Genomic DNA, 15226 nt, shown 5'->3' with positions numbered 1-15226 from the left:
TCGCGGGGTGCACCTAGTTAGCCGGCCGTCCCTGACCGGGCGTACCTAACCGGCCGCCCCTAACCGGGCGTCCCCAAAGTAAAAGGCCTTCATCGCCAGATGAAGGCCTTTTTTCATGCGCACGCGGGCGCCTTCGGGCGGCGGGCTCTTCGGCGGTATCGGTTGCGCCTCGAGCAACGCAAATGCGGCTACCGTGGTCTGCACGGACTGCGCGTTCTGCCCTATCTGGCTCGCAATATATGCGGCCACCTGATTTCGCTCAGAAACTTCCTTCACGAAATGGGATTTCAATATAGGCCCGCCCGCCCGCGCATTCAAGGTTCCGGCGATTGAAACTTGCGATTGCCGGCGACGCTTCAATGACAAAACAAATTTGCCTCGTCGTGCGCGTCGTGTTCAGGTCGCCGAAGCATCGGCCGCCGCGTCGTTCTTTGCGCGCTCGGGGCAATCCGGCTCCTTGTAGGCGCCGTGATCGAGCTTCTCGACCAGGTAGTCGACAAACGCACGCACTGCGGGCGGCATCCCCTGCCGCGACACGAACACCGCATATAGTTGCGGCACCGGCAGCGTCCAGCCCGGCATCACGGGCGACAGTTGGCCCGCGCGCAGCGCGTTGCCGTACATCATCTCCGGCAGCGCCGCGATGCCGAGGCCGTCGAGCACGGCCTCGCGAATCGTCATCAGGTCGGCCGTCACGAGCCGCGGGTCGTGCTCGTGCACATGACGCGTACCGTCCGGCGCGATCAGGTTGAACACATGCCGCCCGTCGACGCTCGGCGTATCGAGCGTCTCGAAGTAAGTCAGGTCGTCCGGCACCAGCGGCGGCGCATTCTGGCTCAGCAGGCTCGGCGCGCCGACCAGCATCTGCTCGGTGCGCCACAGCGGCCGCACGACGATGTTGGCGTTCTGCGGCGGTTCCGAGCGAACTCGCAGCGCGACGTCGACCGAATCCTCGAACAGGTCGATCACGCGGTTTGTCACGCGGACGTGCACCTTCACCTCCGGATAACGACGCAGGAATTCGGGCAGGATGCGCGACAACATCGTCTGCGACAGCGTGACGGGCACGCTGACCCGCACCGAGCCGCGCGGCGACGAGCGCAACTGCTGCACTGCGTTCATCGCGGCCTGCGCTTCGGCGAGCATCGCCTGGCAATGCTGGTAGAACAGCTCTCCCGCCTCGGTCAGCGCGAGCTTGCGCGTCGAGCGCTGCAGCAGGCGCACGCCGAGCGCCGCCTCGAGCTCGGTCAGGCGCCGCGACAGGCGCGATTTCGAGATGCCCAGCACGCGCTCCGCAGCCGAGAAACCGCCATGTTCGACGACCTGCGAAAAGTACATCAGGTCGTTCAGGTTATGCGCATCGATATTCATGTCATCGTTCCAATTTCAGAACAATCCATTGCGAACCGCCGCAAATCGAACGGTTAAACGCCCAATATAATAGCGCTATGTTTCAAAAATAACGCTATTCCGATGATTTCGAGGGCTTCCGTATGACGACCGCTCGCTCGCTTGACCGCACATACCCCGCGCTTCGCACGACCGAAGGCGGCGGCTTCGTGGTTCACCGCCCGTTCCCGACCCGGCTGCTGATGGATTTCGATCCGTTCCTGCTGCTCGACGAAATGGGCCCCGTCGACTACGCCCCCGGCGAAGCCGTGGGCGCGCCCGACCATCCGCATCGCGGCTTCGAAACCGTGACCTACGCACTCGACGGGCGCTTCCGCCATCGCGACTCGTCCGGCCATGCCGGCACGCTCGGCCCCGGCGACGTGCAGTGGATGACGGCCGGCTCGGGCGTCGTGCACAGCGAGATGCCCGATCCGGCGTTCGCGCAGGCGGGCGGCCGCTCCCACGGCTTCCAGCTATGGGTCAACCTGCCGCGCCGCGACAAGATGATCGCGCCGCGCTATCAGGAGATTCCGGCCGACCGCATTCCGAGCGCGACGTCGCCGGACGGCCGCGCGTGCGTGCGCGTCATCGCCGGCGAAGCGTTCGGCGTCCGGGCCGCGATCGAGACGCGCACGCCGATCCTCTACCAGCATTTCACGCTGGAACCGGGTGCGACGGTCACGCAGCCCGTGCCGGCCGGCTATCGCGTGTTTGCCTATCCAATCGACGGAACGGGCCTCTACGGGCCCGACAGGCAGGCTGTCGATGCACGGCACATGATCGTGTACGGCGACGACGGCGACACGGTCACGTTCGCCGCCGGCGGTACGCCGCTCGACCTGCTGCTGATCGGCGGCGTGCCGCTCAACGAGCCGATCGTCCGCTACGGCCCGTTCGTGATGAATACCGAGGAAGAGATCCGGCAGGCCGTCGTCGACTACCAGACCGGCCGCATGGGCCGCATCGAAGCCTGACGCCCGATCGGGGGCGGCAGGTGCCGCGAAACGGATGGTTTTGCGTCACAATAACTTCTTGAACCATGTGGCCGCCCACCACCAGAAGGAATTCGTACCCTTGAACTTCGAACACCTGATCCAGATCAACTCCGACGATCCGGCCGTGCCGACCCTCACCCGCGACCAGCTCTGGGAAGGCCTCGTGCTGCGCGCCGAACAGCCGCAGCTGTTCGTGCTCGGCCTCGATAGCTGCGTCGTCCACGAACGGACGGAAACGACGCTCGAACGTGAACTGCACTACGGCCACGCGACCGTACGCGACCACGTCACGTTCACGCCGAACCAGCAGGTCCGCTACGACATCCGCGCGGCCGATGGCGAGATCGGCGGCTCGCTGACGATGACGATCGAGGAGCGCGAAGACCACGAGCTGTTCCTGCGTTTCGAATACCGCACGACGCTGACCGTCTCGGACGACAGCGAAGAAGCTCGGCAGACGCACGGAATCGTCAAGGAAGCGTACCGCACGTCGGATATCGACACGGTCCGCCTGATCCGTGAATACGCACAGGGCCGCAAGGACCCCGATCCGCTGCACTGAACCCGGTGGCGGCCTGCGGGCCGCCCTTTGATTCAAGCTATCAAGTTCACCGCTTCGATCGATAAAGAGTTTTTGTAAATGGGAATAGTTATCATTTAGAATTCATTCCATCGTATCGACAGTCACCGATCAACCGAATGACCGACACCATGCGCCCGACCACGCTGACCTTGCGCCGCACGACCGGCACTGCAGGCAGCAGCCGTCAAAAGACGGCAGCGGTCACAACGCCGGCGAAGCCCGCCGGCAACCGCGATGCAGGCACGCGGGTCGTCAGCAGCGATGCGCTGCTGCAAGGCCACAGCCACATCAGCATCGCGCATAACGGAGAGACCTATCAGTTGCGTGCCACACGGCTCGGCAAACTGATCCTGACGAAGTAGCGACCGAGTATTGTGGGGACCACCTCCCTGAGAGGTGTTGGGCATTAGCCAGCGTAACGGCTTGCACGCGAGATCTAGACCCCTTCGTGCAAACACACTCAAGCAGCCGTTGCAGCAAGCCAAGCCACTTTTTTGGTTCTCGCACAAGGAAGAAAAAAGCGACACGTCCTTCGACGTGTCGCTTTTTTTTTGAGCAGCCAATGCGTGAAGCAGGTCGCCCGCGTTCGTTGTCGCTCAATGCATGCTGAAAGCTGAACCGCGCTTGTTTCCTCGCGGCTTCGCACCGCAGCCGAAGCTGCACACAAGCCGCTTCAGAAACCCCAGAACATCAACCACCATGCGCTGTCGACGACCGCAAGCCCGACGGCGAACCACGCGAATGCCGCGAGCCGGCGCGGCCAGGCCGCATAACGCCCGGTCACTTTCCACGCGAGCCACGCACTCCACGCGTTGGCGCCGACCAGGATCGCGATGCGCACGTCGGTCGCCCAGCCGAGCGGCACGTGTTCGGCGCGCAGCAACGACAACGTCGTTGCCGACAGCCCGAGGAACACGCCTGCGCCCGCGATCGGGATCAGCGCCTGCGCGAGGTGATGCAGCCGCACGCGATCGAAGCGGCCGAGCATCAGCGTAGCGCCGGCCAGCAGCACCAGCAGCGCCGTGCCGTACACGAGCCCCGTGCCGACGATATAGCTGACGATCAGTCCGCCGTCGAGCCAGGAGAACACGTCGTTGCGATCCGGATAATGCGTGAGCAGGAACCAAGGCGCATTGGTTTCGAGCGGCCAGGTGATGTCACGGTCGATCAGCCAGCCCGCGAGCCATTGCTTGATCTGCACGAACCACGGACTGACGGTCCAGTGGAACGCGCCGATCGCGACGCCGAGCAGGCCGTACAGGATCAGCGCGGTATCCCACGGGTTCGCCTGCTGCGCGCCAAGGTTCACGACCTCGTCGGACGGCGAGCGCGACGACAGCGAGATCGCATCGCGGTGCCCGCTGCAGCGGCCGCACATATGGCACGCCGCGGCGCCCTTCATGCTGCGCAACGGCACGAGCGGTGCGCAGTTGATCGGAATCACGCGATGGCCATGCTCGCCATTCTTGTACGAACGGCGCCACGCATCCTCGTCGACCTTGTAGCGCATCGGCGCGAGCCGCGCGAGCAGCCCGAATACGCCGTTGACCGGACACAGGTACTTGCACCACACGCGCTTCTCGCGGCCGTACAGCACGCCGATCACGATCGCGCCGACGGTCGAACCTCCGAGCACGAACAACACCGCGAGCGGGTACTGGTACACGCTCACCATCTGCCCGTAGATCGTCGTGATCCCGAACGCGACGAACGGCCAGCCGCCCCACCGTATCCAGCGCGGAATCGGGCCGCCGCGGCCGAACTTGCTCGCGTATTCGGTGAGTGCACCTTCCGGGCACAGCACGCCGCACCAGACGCGGCCGAGCATCACCATCGACAGCAGCACGAACGGCCACCAGATGCCCCAGAACGCGAATTGCGCGATCAGCGTGAGGTTGTTCCATAGATGCGCGGAATCGTCCGGCAGCGGCAACACCGCCGGCACGATGATCAGGAACGCGTAGACGGCGACGACGCCCCACTGGATGCCGCGGATCAGCGCACCGTGGCGCTGCATCCACTGGCCGGCCTGCGCGAGCCAGCCCGGCTTGGCTGCGGCGACAACGCTCATGCCGCGCGGCCTGCTGCAACGGCCGGGCGACGGCTCGCGCGCTTCATCAGCAGCCAGACAACCGCCCAGTACACCGCATAGGCGACCAGGTTGGTCAGTGCCGGGTGCGCGCGATAACCGGTCAGCGTCGCGACGAGCGAGCCGAACGTGCCCGAATCATCGAGGATCGCGGACGTGTCCCACACCTGCGAGATGCCGAGCGGCAGGATTTCCTTGTCGATCAGCTTGTCGACGCCGGTCTGGAACAGGCCCGCGCCGAGGAACAGCAGCATCACTTCGGTGACGCGGAAGAAATGCCGCCACGAGAAGTATTTGCCACCGAGCTGCAGCAGATAGAACGTGAAGAACGCGAGACCGAGGCCGATCAGCACCGCGAGCATCTGGTTGCCGTCGACGTGGCCCGACTGGCCGAACCCGAGACCGTACAGGAAGATCACCGTCTCGCTGCCTTCGCGTGCGATCGCGAGCGCGACCAGCACGGCGACGCCCCACCAGTTCGAATCGCGCGTGCTCTGCTGCAGCGATTGCTCCATGTCGCGCTTCAGCGTGCGGCCGTGTCGGCGCATCCACAGCACCATCTGCACGATCAGCACGCATGCGATCAGCACCATCGCAGTCTGGAAGTAGTCCTGCGCGTCGCCGGACAGCACTTCGGTGAAACCGACCAGCGCGGCACCAAGGCCGACCGCCATCAGCAAGCCGACACCGACGCCGGCCCAGAGAAAAGGCAGGCCGCGGCGCGCGTCGTCGTCGCCGTTTTTCAGCCATGCATAGAGAATGCCGACGACGAGCAGCGCTTCGACGCTCTCCCGCCAGACGATGAACAAGATCTGACCCATCGATACCTCCTGACGCGCGGAGCAACGGACTGCCATGCCCGCGCGCAGATAAAACGCGTTACTTCGCGACGATCACGCCCTGTGCCTGCTGGTGGAAATCGTCGAAAAACTTGTATTCGCCCGGCGACAGCGGAGCGACGACCACGAACGAATCGGCGCCCGGCGCGAGCACCTTCTCCTTGCGCAGTTGCACGCTCTCGAATTCGGCCGCGCCCTTGCCGGTGTTCTTGATCTCGATCTTGAAACGCTGGCCGGCCGGCACTTCGATGCGGGCAGGATTCAGCTTGCCGTCCGCCATCTCGAGCTTGAACGTCGGCAGATCGGCAGCGTGCGCTGCGCCGGCAAGCCACAACGCAGCGGCTGCGGCGATGATTTTCTGGGGAATTTTCATTCTGGGTTCTCTACGCCGACGGCGCGCCGAAGCGCGCCGTTCGTGATGCCGCCGATCAGTAACCGCCCTTCTTGCCGATACCGGCGAACGGGAAGTCGTACTCGAGCGTAATGGGCTTGAACCATGCGCCCACGCCCGTTTCCTTGTCGACGTGACGGCCGAACGCCATGTGGCCCGACTGCATCGGCGGCTTGACGACCATCGTCAGGTGGTACTTGCCCGGGCCGTTCAGCTTCACGTTGTCGCCGTAGTGCGGACCGTCGCTCGCGACCATGCCCATCAGGTCGCCTTCAGCCTTCCACTTCGTGTCGCCCTGCTTCGTCAGCTTGTACGCGACCTGCAGGTACGGCATCCAGTCGCCTTCCGCGAAACCCGTCGGGTTGTTCTTGACCGCATGGATGTCGGCCTCGAGGTGGATATCGGAATCCGACGCCTTGCGCATCATCCCTTCCGGGTCCATCGTGATCGGCTGCAGGTACACCGCGCCGATTTCCATGCCGCCCTGGATCTGCTGCTTGCCGATCGGATATTCGGCCGCCGAGGCCGACATCGCGGCAAGCGCCGCTACCACCGCAACCGTCGTGCGGATGAACGAAGAACCCAACATGGACACTCCTTGTTATTTGTCTGACTATCTTGACGACATGCGAGCTGCCGCCGGGGCGGCTCGCTGGAAACACTAACGCAATGAAGAACGTTAATGCGAACTATTCTCAATAATTGCGAAGTTTAGCACCGAACCTGTTCCGGAACAAACCGGATACCGTGTAAAACCCTGATCCGACAAGGCTTACAGACCTGTTACTGACAGGTTTCGGTGACGTTTGGAAAGACTTACCGGCCGCCGTTGACGTGGTCGCCGACGTTTGCGCCGAACACGCGCTCGCGCAGCAGCGCAAGCTGGTCGCGGGTCGCGGCGGCCTTCTCGAACTCGAGGTTCTTCGCGTAGTCGGCCATCTGCTTCTCGAGACGCTTGATTTCCTTCGCGAGCTGCTTTTCCGACATGTCCTCGAATTTCGCGCGTTGCTGCGCTTCCTTCAGCTCCGCGCGCGCCTCGTCCGCGTTGTAGACGCCGTCGATGATGTCCTTGATGCGCTTCACGACGCCGCGCGGCGTGATGCCCATTTTCTCGTTGTGCGCGATCTGCTTCGCGCGGCGCCGCTCGGTTTCGCCGATTGCGCGCTTCATCGACTCGGTCATCGTGTCGGCATAGAGAATCGCCTTGCCGTTCACGTTCCGCGCGGCGCGGCCGATCGTCTGGATCAGCGAGCGTTCGGCGCGCAGGAAGCCCTCCTTGTCCGCATCGAGGATCGCGACAAGCGACACTTCCGGAATGTCGAGGCCCTCGCGCAGCAGGTTGATCCCGACCAGCACGTCGAACGTACCGAGCCGCAGGTCGCGGATGATCTCGACACGCTCGACCGTGTCGATGTCGCTGTGCAGGTAGCGCACCTTGACGCCATGGTCGGCCAGAAATTCGGTGAGCTGTTCGGCCATGCGCTTCGTCAGCACGGTGATCAGCACGCGCTCGCCGGCCTTCACGCGCGCGTTGATCTCGGTCAGCACGTCGTCGACCTGCGAGCTCGCCGGCCGCACTTCGATTTCCGGATCGACAAGCCCCGTCGGCCGCACGACCTGTTCGGCGACCTGCCCCGTCACGCGCTTCTCGTAGTCGGCCGGCGTGGCCGACACGAACACGACCTGGCGCATCTTGCGTTCGAACTCGGGGAACTTGAGCGGCCGGTTGTCGAGCGCCGACGGCAGGCGAAACCCGTAATTGACGAGGTTTTCCTTGCGCGCGCGGTCGCCGTTGTACATGCCGTTCAACTGGCCGATCAGCACGTGCGATTCGTCGAGCAGCATCAGCGCATCGGGCGGCAGGTAGTCGACGAGCGTCGGCGGCGGCTCGCCGGGCGCCGCGCCCGAGAAATGCCGCGAGTAGTTCTCGATGCCCTTGCAGAAGCCGAGCTCCTGCAGCATCTCGAGATCGAAGCGCGTGCGCTGCTCGAGGCGCTGCGCCTCGACGAGCTTGCCGTCGCGGTGGAAGAATTCGAGGCGTTCGCGCAATTCGTCCTTGATCGTCTCGACCGCGCGCATCACGGTATCGCGCGGCGTCACGTAGTGCGACGACGGATACACGGTGAAGCGCGGAATCTTCTGCCGCACGCGCCCGGTCAGCGGGTCGAACAGATGCAGTGTCTCGACCTCGTCGTCGAACAGCTCGACGCGCACGGCCATTTCCGCATGTTCGGCCGGGAAGATGTCGATCGTGTCGCCGCGCACGCGGAACGTGCCGCGCTGGAAATCCTGCTCGTTGCGCGTGTATTGCATCGCGATCAGCCGCGCGATCACGTCGCGCTGGCCGAGCTTGTCGCCGGTGCGCAGCGTCAGGATCATCTGGTGATATTCGGACGGGTTGCCGATACCGTAGATCGCCGACACCGTCGCGACGATCACCACGTCGCGGCGCTCCATCAGGCTCTTCGTCGCCGACAGCCGCATCTGCTCGATGTGCTCGTTGATCGACGAATCCTTCTCGATGAACAGGTCGCGCTGCGGCACGTAGGCCTCAGGCTGATAGTAGTCGTAGTACGAGACGAAGTACTCGACCGCGTTGCGCGGGAAGAACTCGCGGAACTCGGCATAGAGCTGTGCCGCGAGCGTCTTGTTCGGCGCGAACACGATCGCCGGGCGGCCGAGCCGCGCGATCGTGTTCGCCATCGTGAAGGTCTTGCCCGAACCCGTCACGCCGAGCAGCGTCTGGAAGGCAAGGCCGTCGCCGATGCCTTCGACGAGCGTGTCGATCGCGGTCGGCTGGTCGCCTGCGGGCGGATACGGTTGATACAGCTGGAACGGCGACCCTTCGAAGGTGACGAATTTGGATTCGTCGAGCGCGTCGCCGACTTCGGCATGATGTTCGGACATGGAATGCGGCCGGAGCGAGGGCAAAGAAAGCATTCTAGCGCTTCGCGGCCGCGCGAACTGCTGTCGGCTCCTGACGCGCGACGGCCGCCCGAAATCGCGATTCACCGCCGAATCGCCCGCCCCCGCCAGCGCGAATTCGCTACAATGGCAGGCTGCTGCGCTTTCCGGCGCCGCGCCCGTTGGCGCGCGGTTCGCTGCGCCCGCCCCGCCGGCTGAAAGCCTGACCCTCTTTTCACTACTGCCGAATCATCATGTCGCTCTTCTCCGCTGTCCAGCTTGCTCCCCGCGACCCGATCCTGGGCCTGAACGAAGCCTTCAACGCCGATGCGCGTCCGACCAAGGTCAACCTCGGCGTCGGCGTGTACACGAACGAAGAAGGCAAGATTCCGCTGCTGCGCGCGGTTCGCGAAGCAGAGAAGGTGCGTGTCGAGGCCGGCCTGCCGCGCGGCTACCTGCCGATCGACGGGATCGCCGCCTACGATGCGGCCGTGCAGAAGCTGCTGCTCGGCAACGATTCGCCGCTGATCGCAGCGGGCCGCGTGGTCACGGCCCAGGCACTAGGCGGCACGGGCGCACTGAAGATCGGCGCCGATTTCCTGCGCACCGTGAACCCGAACGTGAAGGTCGCAATCAGCGATCCGAGCTGGGAAAACCACCGCGCACTGTTCGAAGCGGCCGGCTTCGAAGTCGTCGCGTACCCGTATTACGACGCCGCCACCAACGGCGTGAACTTCGAAGGCATGCTGTCGGCGCTGAACGGCTATGCGGCAGGCACGGTCGTCGTGCTGCACGCGTGCTGCCACAACCCGACCGGCGTGGACCTGACCGAAGCGCAATGGCAACAGATCGTCGACGTCGTGAAGGCGCGCAACCTCGTGCCGTTCCTCGACATGGCGTACCAGGGCTTCGGCGAGAACATCGAGGCCGATGCGGCCGCCGTGCGCCTGTTTGCTGCGGCCGACCTGAACGCGTTCGTGTCGTCGTCGTTCTCGAAGTCGTTCTCGCTGTACGGCGAGCGCGTCGGCGCGCTGTCGATCATCACGTCGAGCAAGGAAGAAGCCACGCGCGTGCTGTCGCAACTGAAGCGCGTGATCCGCACGAACTACTCGAACCCGCCGACCCATGGCGGTGCGGTCGTCGCAGCGGTGCTCGCATCGCCGGAACTGCACGCTTCGTGGGTGCAGGAGCTCGGTGAAATGCGCGATCGCATCCGCGCGATGCGCAACGGCCTCGTCGAGCGCCTGAAGGCGAGCGGCGTCGATCGCGACTTCAGCTTCATCAACGCGCAGCGCGGGATGTTCTCGTATTCGGGCCTGACCTCGGCGCAAGTCGATCGCCTGCGCGACGAGTTCGGCATCTATGCGGTCGGCACGGGCCGGATCTGCGTCGCAGCGCTGAACACGCGCAACCTCGACGTGGTCGCCAATGCAATCGCAGCCGTGCTGAAGTAACCCGGCACCGGCAGGCGGCAGCCGTCGCCGGCCCCGCCCTGCCCCGCCGAAATGAAAAACGCGCTCCCAAGTGAGCGCGTTTTTTTTGTACCGTTCGACGCAGCGGGCGGCTACGCCGCTCGCGCCCGCGTTACTGTGCGTTACTGCATGAACCAGCCGTGGCTGACGATGAACGACTGGCCGGTGAGCGCGGCGCTCGGGAACGCCGACAGGAACAGCACCGTCTGCGCGACGTCCTGCACCGTCGTGAACACGCCGTCTACCGTGTTGCCGAGCATCACCTTCTTCACCACTTCCTCTTCGCTGATCCCGAGCTCCTTCGCCTGCTCCGGAATCTGCTTGTCGACCAGCGGCGTGCGCACGAAGCCCGGGCACACGACGTGCGAGCGCACGTTGTGCTTCGCGCCTTCCTTCGCGAGCACGCGTGCGAGGCCGAGCAGGCCGTGCTTGGCCGTCACGTACGCCGACTTCAGCGGCGACGCTTCGTGCGAGTGCACCGAACCCATGTAGATCACGACGCCGCCGCGATCGTCCTTGTACATGTGCTTGAGCGCGGCCTTCGTCGTCAGGAATGCGCCGTCGACGTGGATCGCCTGCATCTTCTTCCAGTCGGAGAACGCGTAGTTCTCGATCGGGTTGACGATCTGGATGCCCGCGTTCGACACGAGGATGTCGACCGAGCCGAACGTTTCGGCGACCTTGTCGATGCCGCTGTTCACGGCTTCCTCGTTCGTCACGTCCATCGCAACGCCGATCGCCTTGCCGCCTGCCTTGTTGATCTCGTCGGCGACCGCATTGGCGCCGTCCTGGTTCAGGTCGGCGATCGCGACAGCCGCGCCCGCTTTCGCGAGTTCCAGCGCAATTTCCTTGCCGATGCCGCTTGCGGCGCCCGTGACGACTGCGGTCTTGCCATTCAGATCTGCTGCCATGTCCGTCTCCTCCCGTTATCGGATCGATAAAACACGCGCCGGCCGCATCCGCTTTCATCGCGCGACGTACCGGCGGGCCAGCCGTCATTGTGCACGATCGGCCCCGCCGTTCGCGTGCAAAACGTCTAAGCTTAAGGTCGGTTCTGTCACGCAGGAGGTTCGCATGCACTATCGACGGCTAGGCCGTTCCGGCCTGCAGATCAGCGCGCTCTCGCTCGGCTCGTGGGTCACGTACGGCAACCAGGTCGACCAGCGGGTCGCGCGGGAATGCCTCGCCGCGGCCCGCGACGCGGGTGTCAATTTCTTCGACAACGCCGAGGTTTACGCCGGCGGCAAATCCGAGGAAATCATGGGCCACGCGCTCAAATCGCTCGACTGGCCGCGCATCAGCTATATCGTGTCCACGAAGTTCTTCTGGGGGCTCGCGGAAGCACCGAACCAGTATCACACGCTGAACCGGAAATACCTGCTGAACGCGATCGACGGCTCGCTGCGCCGGCTGCAGCTCGATTATGTCGACCTCGTCTATTGCCATCGGCCCGATCCGAACACCCCGATCGAGGAAACCGTCTGGGCGATGAGCGACATGATCGTGCGCGGCAAGGCGTTGTACTGGGGCACGTCGGAATGGAGCGCCGACGAGATCCGCGCCGCGTGCGAGATCGCCGAACGGCATCACCTGCACAAGCCGGTCGTCGAGCAACCCCAGTACAACCTGTTCCACCGCACGCGGGTCGAACAGGAATATGCGCGGCTCTACGACGACTACGGCCTCGGCCTCACGACCTGGAGCCCGCTGGCATCGGGCCTGCTCACCGGCAAGTATCGCAACGGCGTGCCGCCGGGCAGCCGCGCGCAGCTGCAGGGTTACGACTGGATGCGCGACCGCCTGACCGATCAGGCCAGCAACAACATCGTCGAACGGCTCGGCGGGATCGCGGCCGACCTCGGCTGCAGCACGGGCCAGCTCGCGATCGCGTGGGTGCTCGCGAATCCGCGCGTGAGCTCGGTGATCACCGGCGCATCGCGAATCGAGCAGATCGGCGAGAACATGCGCGCGCTCGACGTCGTCGCGAAGTTGACGCCGGATGTGAAGCAACGCATCGAGGAGGTGGTCGGCAACGCATACGAGTAAGGCGACTCACGGCCACTCGCGTACAATACGCGGCCGCATCGGCGCCCGGCCTGACAGCCGCGCCCGATCGACCGCTTTCATCGATTCACCTTCTGTTTCAGGCAGCCCGCCATGCTCAGTTATCGTCACGGTTTTCACGCAGGCAATCACGCGGACGTGCTCAAGCACGCCGTCGTCGTCCAACTGCTGCGCTACCTGAACAAGAAAGACAAGTCGTACTGGTACATCGACACGCATGCCGGTGCCGGCGTGTACTCGCTGCGCGACGGCTACGCGGCAAAGACGGCGGAATTCGACACCGGCATCGGCAGGCTGTGGAACGACAAGAACCTGCCGGAAGCGCTGGGCGATTATGTGGACGAAGTACGCGCACTGAACGACGACGGCGAACTGCGCTTCTACCCTGGTTCCCCGTATATCGCATGGCGATCGATGCGCGAACAGGACCGGATGCGCCTGTTTGAAATGCACACGACGGAAATCGACGTGCTGCGCCACAACTTCCGCGACGCCGGGCGACGCGCGATGATCTTCGCCGGCGACGGCTTCGAAGGCATCAAGGCGCTGCTGCCGCCGCCGCCGCGACGCGCACTCGTGCTGATCGACCCGTCGTACGAGGACAAGAAGGATTACGCGCGCACGGTAAGCTGTGTGGCGGAATGCCTGAAGCGTTTCGCGACGGGCTGCTACGCGATCTGGTATCCGCAGGTCATGCGGACGGAATCGCAGCGCTTTCCCGAGCAGTTGAAGCGCCTGCAACCGAACAACTGGCTGCATCTGACGCTGACGGTATCGAATCCGCCTGCCGATGGACTAGGCCTCTACGGCAGCGGGATGTTCATCCTGAATCCGCCGTATACGCTTGCGCAAAGCATGAACGAGGCACTGCCCTATCTGGTCGAGGTGCTGGGACAGGATAGCGGCGCCCGTTGTCAGATCGAGCACCGCGGAAACTGACCGGGCGACCGGCCGTTACGGCTACGGCCTCGGTGCGAGTCTCGGTTGGTTGGCCGGCGGTACGCCCCAGCCTGGCACATTGATATAGGGTGCGACGAACAGCGGCACCGACGTGTTCGGCACTTGCCCGGCCGGAGCCCGCATGCCCGCCGGCTCGACGATCGGCTCGGAAGACAACGGCGCTGTCTGCAGCACCAGCCCGCCCTTGCCGTCCTGGATACCGCGCTGCGTATCGAGAATCAGCGGTTTGGACGAAGTCGCGGCACCGGCCGCGAAGCCATGGACAAGCATGGCCGCGCCCAGAACGAGACGCGCGCGGGCACTGCGACGCACATCGAGACGCAAACGCATGATCGTGTCCTTCACGGTGAAAAGCAGGTCCATACCATAGCGCCGCATCGTCGATTGCGCCAGATCCGGCGCACAAAAAACAAAGCCCCGTCAACACGGGGCCCGCTTATCGGTCGGTGCCGTACGGCACCTGACGGTGACTCGGATTACAGCGAGTAGCCATTGGTTTCGAGCGAGCGGATGCGGTGCTCGAGCTGGACGATGTCCGACGACGTGGCGAGGTAAGCCTCACGGCGCTCACGTTCTGCGGATTCGAACCAGTTGCTCAGCTTTTCGACGATGTAGGCGATCATGATGTTCTCCAAGGAAGGGGGACCCCTGGCGAATCGAGATTCAGGGATTTCCCGTATAGGGTATTCCCGAATTATAGCGACGCCGCACCAAGATGCTAATGAAATACTTGCATGGAAACCATTCCAGTTCGGAATGGGTGCGCACCCACCCAAGCTAACTCATTGATTTTTATATGGGTTGAGTCGGGTGCCCATTTCGGGCTTTGAGCACACGCACTAATCTGGTTCGCTGACGGGATCGGCCAGGCGCGCCAAAATCGGGCATTCGGGCCGTCCGTCACCATGGCAGTGCGCGGCCAGGTCGGCCAGCGTATCGCGCATGTCGCTCAGCTCCGCGATGCGCCTGTCGAGTTCGGCCACGTGCTCGAGGGCGATCGACTTCACCTCGGCGCTGGCGCGGGAGCGGTCTTGCCAGAGCATCAGCAGCTTGCGGATGTCCTCGACGAGAAAACCAAGCCGTCGCGCCTGACGGATGAAGCGCAGGACGTGGATTTCGTCCGCGCCGTAGATCCGGTAGCCGGCGTCGGTACGCTTGCTCGGCGCAAGAAGGCCGACCTGCTCGTAGTACCGGATCATTTTTGCGCTGACTCCGGATGCGCGCGACGCGTCACCGATATTCATTCCCCGCCCTCTCCATCAAGCCCCGGTTTCGAACGTGAACGTCGACGTATGCAATCGCCGACGACATTTCGATCGTACCAAATCACGCGGCTTCGTTCCGCGGTGGGCGCAGGTAGATGGAAGACGGCTGATCTCCGGCGGATGCCGACGGGATGCGATGATGGAGCACGCTACCCCTTGCCCGGCGCGGCCCGCATTTCCGCCGCGCCAATGCAAAAACCCCCGCCTTTTGGGCGGGGGTTTCTGGCTTGAGGGAGCCTGACGATTACCTACTTTCACACGGGAATCCGCAC

At 64.0% G+C, this 15226-nt stretch carries 17 protein-coding genes; 6 read left to right on the top strand and 11 right to left on the bottom strand.

Annotated features, from left to right (window positions below; genetic code table 11):
- Nucleotides 1-45: 45 nt before the first annotated feature.
- Nucleotides 46-291, bottom strand: a complete 246-nt coding sequence (locus ACPUER_RS19140; protein WP_425131872.1) for a hypothetical protein — start codon at nt 289-291, stop codon at nt 46-48.
- Nucleotides 292-396: 105 nt separating this feature from the next.
- Nucleotides 397-1371, bottom strand: coding sequence for a LysR family transcriptional regulator (locus ACPUER_RS19135; protein ID WP_310141474.1), 975 nt, complete (start codon nt 1369-1371; stop codon nt 397-399).
- Nucleotides 1372-1493: 122 nt separating this feature from the next.
- Between ACPUER_RS19135 and ACPUER_RS19130 the strand changes: the two genes are divergently transcribed.
- The 3 genes from ACPUER_RS19130 to hemP all read left to right on the top strand — a co-directional run bounded on the left by ACPUER_RS19130 (nt 1494) and on the right by hemP (nt 3332).
- On the top strand, nt 1494-2366 hold the full coding sequence (locus ACPUER_RS19130) for a pirin family protein (protein ID WP_175964178.1): 873 nt from the start codon (nt 1494-1496) through the stop codon (nt 2364-2366).
- Between the two features lie 100 nt (nt 2367-2466).
- The gene (locus ACPUER_RS19125) at nt 2467-2949 is read left to right on the top strand and encodes an SRPBCC family protein (RefSeq protein WP_034183488.1); all 483 of its coding nucleotides are present in this window, start codon (nt 2467-2469) and stop codon (nt 2947-2949) included.
- A gap of 137 nt (nt 2950-3086) precedes the next feature.
- Entirely contained in the window at nt 3087-3332 is a 246-nt protein-coding gene (hemP, locus tag ACPUER_RS19120; RefSeq protein ID WP_034183487.1) for a hemin uptake protein HemP, read from the top strand.
- Nucleotides 3333-3643: 311 nt separating this feature from the next.
- Here the strand turns inward: hemP and ACPUER_RS19115 are convergent, their stop codons facing one another.
- The 5 genes from ACPUER_RS19115 to uvrB form a co-directional block, all read right to left on the bottom strand.
- Nucleotides 3644-5041: a 4Fe-4S binding protein gene (locus ACPUER_RS19115; RefSeq protein WP_034183486.1), complete on the bottom strand. Its 1398-nt coding sequence runs from the start codon at nt 5039-5041 to the stop codon at nt 3644-3646.
- Entirely contained in the window at nt 5038-5880 is an 843-nt protein-coding gene (locus ACPUER_RS19110) for an FTR1 family iron permease (RefSeq protein ID WP_034190352.1), read from the bottom strand. The genes ACPUER_RS19115 and ACPUER_RS19110 overlap by 4 nt, the downstream gene beginning before the upstream one ends.
- Nucleotides 5881-5938: 58 nt before the next feature.
- On the bottom strand, nt 5939-6271 hold the full coding sequence (locus ACPUER_RS19105) for a cupredoxin domain-containing protein (RefSeq protein ID WP_072445375.1): 333 nt from the start codon (nt 6269-6271) through the stop codon (nt 5939-5941).
- A 55-nt stretch (nt 6272-6326) separates the two neighbouring features.
- Nucleotides 6327-6878 carry an iron transporter gene (locus ACPUER_RS19100; RefSeq protein ID WP_175964181.1) on the bottom strand — a complete coding sequence of 184 codons (552 nt, stop codon included), beginning with the start codon at nt 6876-6878 and terminating at the stop codon, nt 6327-6329.
- A gap of 227 nt (nt 6879-7105) precedes the next feature.
- The gene (gene uvrB, locus ACPUER_RS19095; RefSeq protein ID WP_175964182.1) at nt 7106-9196 is read right to left on the bottom strand and encodes an excinuclease ABC subunit UvrB; all 2091 of its coding nucleotides are present in this window, start codon (nt 9194-9196) and stop codon (nt 7106-7108) included.
- 251 nt (nt 9197-9447) lie between these two features.
- Between uvrB and ACPUER_RS19090 the strand changes: the two genes are divergently transcribed.
- Entirely contained in the window at nt 9448-10647 is a 1200-nt protein-coding gene (locus tag ACPUER_RS19090; protein ID WP_072445377.1) for an amino acid aminotransferase, read from the top strand.
- A 140-nt stretch (nt 10648-10787) separates the two neighbouring features.
- Here the strand turns inward: ACPUER_RS19090 and ACPUER_RS19085 are convergent, their stop codons facing one another.
- Nucleotides 10788-11576: a 3-hydroxybutyrate dehydrogenase gene (locus ACPUER_RS19085; RefSeq protein ID WP_425131871.1), complete on the bottom strand. Its 789-nt coding sequence runs from the start codon at nt 11574-11576 to the stop codon at nt 10788-10790.
- A gap of 163 nt (nt 11577-11739) precedes the next feature.
- Between ACPUER_RS19085 and ACPUER_RS19080 the strand changes: the two genes are divergently transcribed.
- Both ACPUER_RS19080 and ACPUER_RS19075 read left to right on the top strand, forming a co-directional pair.
- The gene (locus ACPUER_RS19080; protein WP_175964541.1) at nt 11740-12711 is read left to right on the top strand and encodes a potassium channel beta subunit family protein; all 972 of its coding nucleotides are present in this window, start codon (nt 11740-11742) and stop codon (nt 12709-12711) included.
- A 111-nt stretch (nt 12712-12822) separates the two neighbouring features.
- Nucleotides 12823-13668 carry a 23S rRNA (adenine(2030)-N(6))-methyltransferase RlmJ gene (locus ACPUER_RS19075; RefSeq protein ID WP_175964542.1) on the top strand — a complete coding sequence of 282 codons (846 nt, stop codon included), beginning with the start codon at nt 12823-12825 and terminating at the stop codon, nt 13666-13668.
- Nucleotides 13669-13689: 21 nt separating this feature from the next.
- On the opposite strand, the gene ACPUER_RS19070 is transcribed toward ACPUER_RS19075, so the two are convergent.
- The 3 genes from ACPUER_RS19070 to cueR all read right to left on the bottom strand — a co-directional run bounded on the left by ACPUER_RS19070 (nt 13690) and on the right by cueR (nt 14933).
- Nucleotides 13690-14052: a hypothetical protein gene (locus ACPUER_RS19070; RefSeq protein WP_310141455.1), complete on the bottom strand. Its 363-nt coding sequence runs from the start codon at nt 14050-14052 to the stop codon at nt 13690-13692.
- Nucleotides 14053-14165: 113 nt separating this feature from the next.
- Nucleotides 14166-14312, bottom strand: coding sequence for a DUF3563 family protein (locus ACPUER_RS19065; protein ID WP_072445473.1), 147 nt, complete (start codon nt 14310-14312; stop codon nt 14166-14168).
- Nucleotides 14313-14528: 216 nt separating this feature from the next.
- Nucleotides 14529-14933, bottom strand: a complete 405-nt coding sequence (gene cueR, locus ACPUER_RS19060; protein ID WP_072445469.1) for a Cu(I)-responsive transcriptional regulator — start codon at nt 14931-14933, stop codon at nt 14529-14531.
- Nucleotides 14934-15226 lie beyond the last annotated feature (293 nt).

Origin of the sequence: Burkholderia sp. DN3021 (assembly GCF_049805555.1) — a bacterium.
Classification (GTDB): domain Bacteria; phylum Pseudomonadota; class Gammaproteobacteria; order Burkholderiales; family Burkholderiaceae; genus Burkholderia; species Burkholderia pyrrocinia_C.
Note: the sequence above shows the minus strand (reverse complement) of the source record. Positions and strands in the feature narration are given on the sequence as shown.

Excerpts from the sequence above, each read along its gene's own strand:
- ACPUER_RS19135 (WP_310141474.1), bottom strand. The coding sequence starts at position 1,371 with ATGAATATCGATGCGCATAACCTGAACGACCTGATGTACTTTTCGCAG.
- ACPUER_RS19130 (WP_175964178.1), top strand. The coding sequence starts at position 1,494 with ATGACGACCGCTCGCTCGCTTGACCGCACATACCCCGCGCTTCGCACG.
- hemP (WP_034183487.1), top strand. The coding sequence starts at position 3,087 with ATGACCGACACCATGCGCCCGACCACGCTGACCTTGCGCCGCACGACC.
- ACPUER_RS19115 (WP_034183486.1), bottom strand. The coding sequence starts at position 5,041 with ATGAGCGTTGTCGCCGCAGCCAAGCCGGGCTGGCTCGCGCAGGCCGGC.
- ACPUER_RS19110 (WP_034190352.1), bottom strand. The coding sequence starts at position 5,880 with ATGGGTCAGATCTTGTTCATCGTCTGGCGGGAGAGCGTCGAAGCGCTG.
- ACPUER_RS19105 (WP_072445375.1), bottom strand. The coding sequence starts at position 6,271 with ATGAAAATTCCCCAGAAAATCATCGCCGCAGCCGCTGCGTTGTGGCTT.
- ACPUER_RS19100 (WP_175964181.1), bottom strand. The coding sequence starts at position 6,878 with ATGTTGGGTTCTTCGTTCATCCGCACGACGGTTGCGGTGGTAGCGGCG.
- uvrB (WP_175964182.1), bottom strand. The coding sequence starts at position 9,196 with ATGTCCGAACATCATGCCGAAGTCGGCGACGCGCTCGACGAATCCAAA.
- ACPUER_RS19090 (WP_072445377.1), top strand. The coding sequence starts at position 9,448 with ATGTCGCTCTTCTCCGCTGTCCAGCTTGCTCCCCGCGACCCGATCCTG.
- ACPUER_RS19085 (WP_425131871.1), bottom strand. The coding sequence starts at position 11,576 with ATGGCAGCAGATCTGAATGGCAAGACCGCAGTCGTCACGGGCGCCGCA.
- ACPUER_RS19080 (WP_175964541.1), top strand. The coding sequence starts at position 11,740 with ATGCACTATCGACGGCTAGGCCGTTCCGGCCTGCAGATCAGCGCGCTC.
- ACPUER_RS19075 (WP_175964542.1), top strand. The coding sequence starts at position 12,823 with ATGCTCAGTTATCGTCACGGTTTTCACGCAGGCAATCACGCGGACGTG.
- ACPUER_RS19070 (WP_310141455.1), bottom strand. The coding sequence starts at position 14,052 with ATGGACCTGCTTTTCACCGTGAAGGACACGATCATGCGTTTGCGTCTC.
- ACPUER_RS19065 (WP_072445473.1), bottom strand. The coding sequence starts at position 14,312 with ATGATCGCCTACATCGTCGAAAAGCTGAGCAACTGGTTCGAATCCGCA.
- cueR (WP_072445469.1), bottom strand. The coding sequence starts at position 14,933 with ATGAATATCGGTGACGCGTCGCGCGCATCCGGAGTCAGCGCAAAAATG.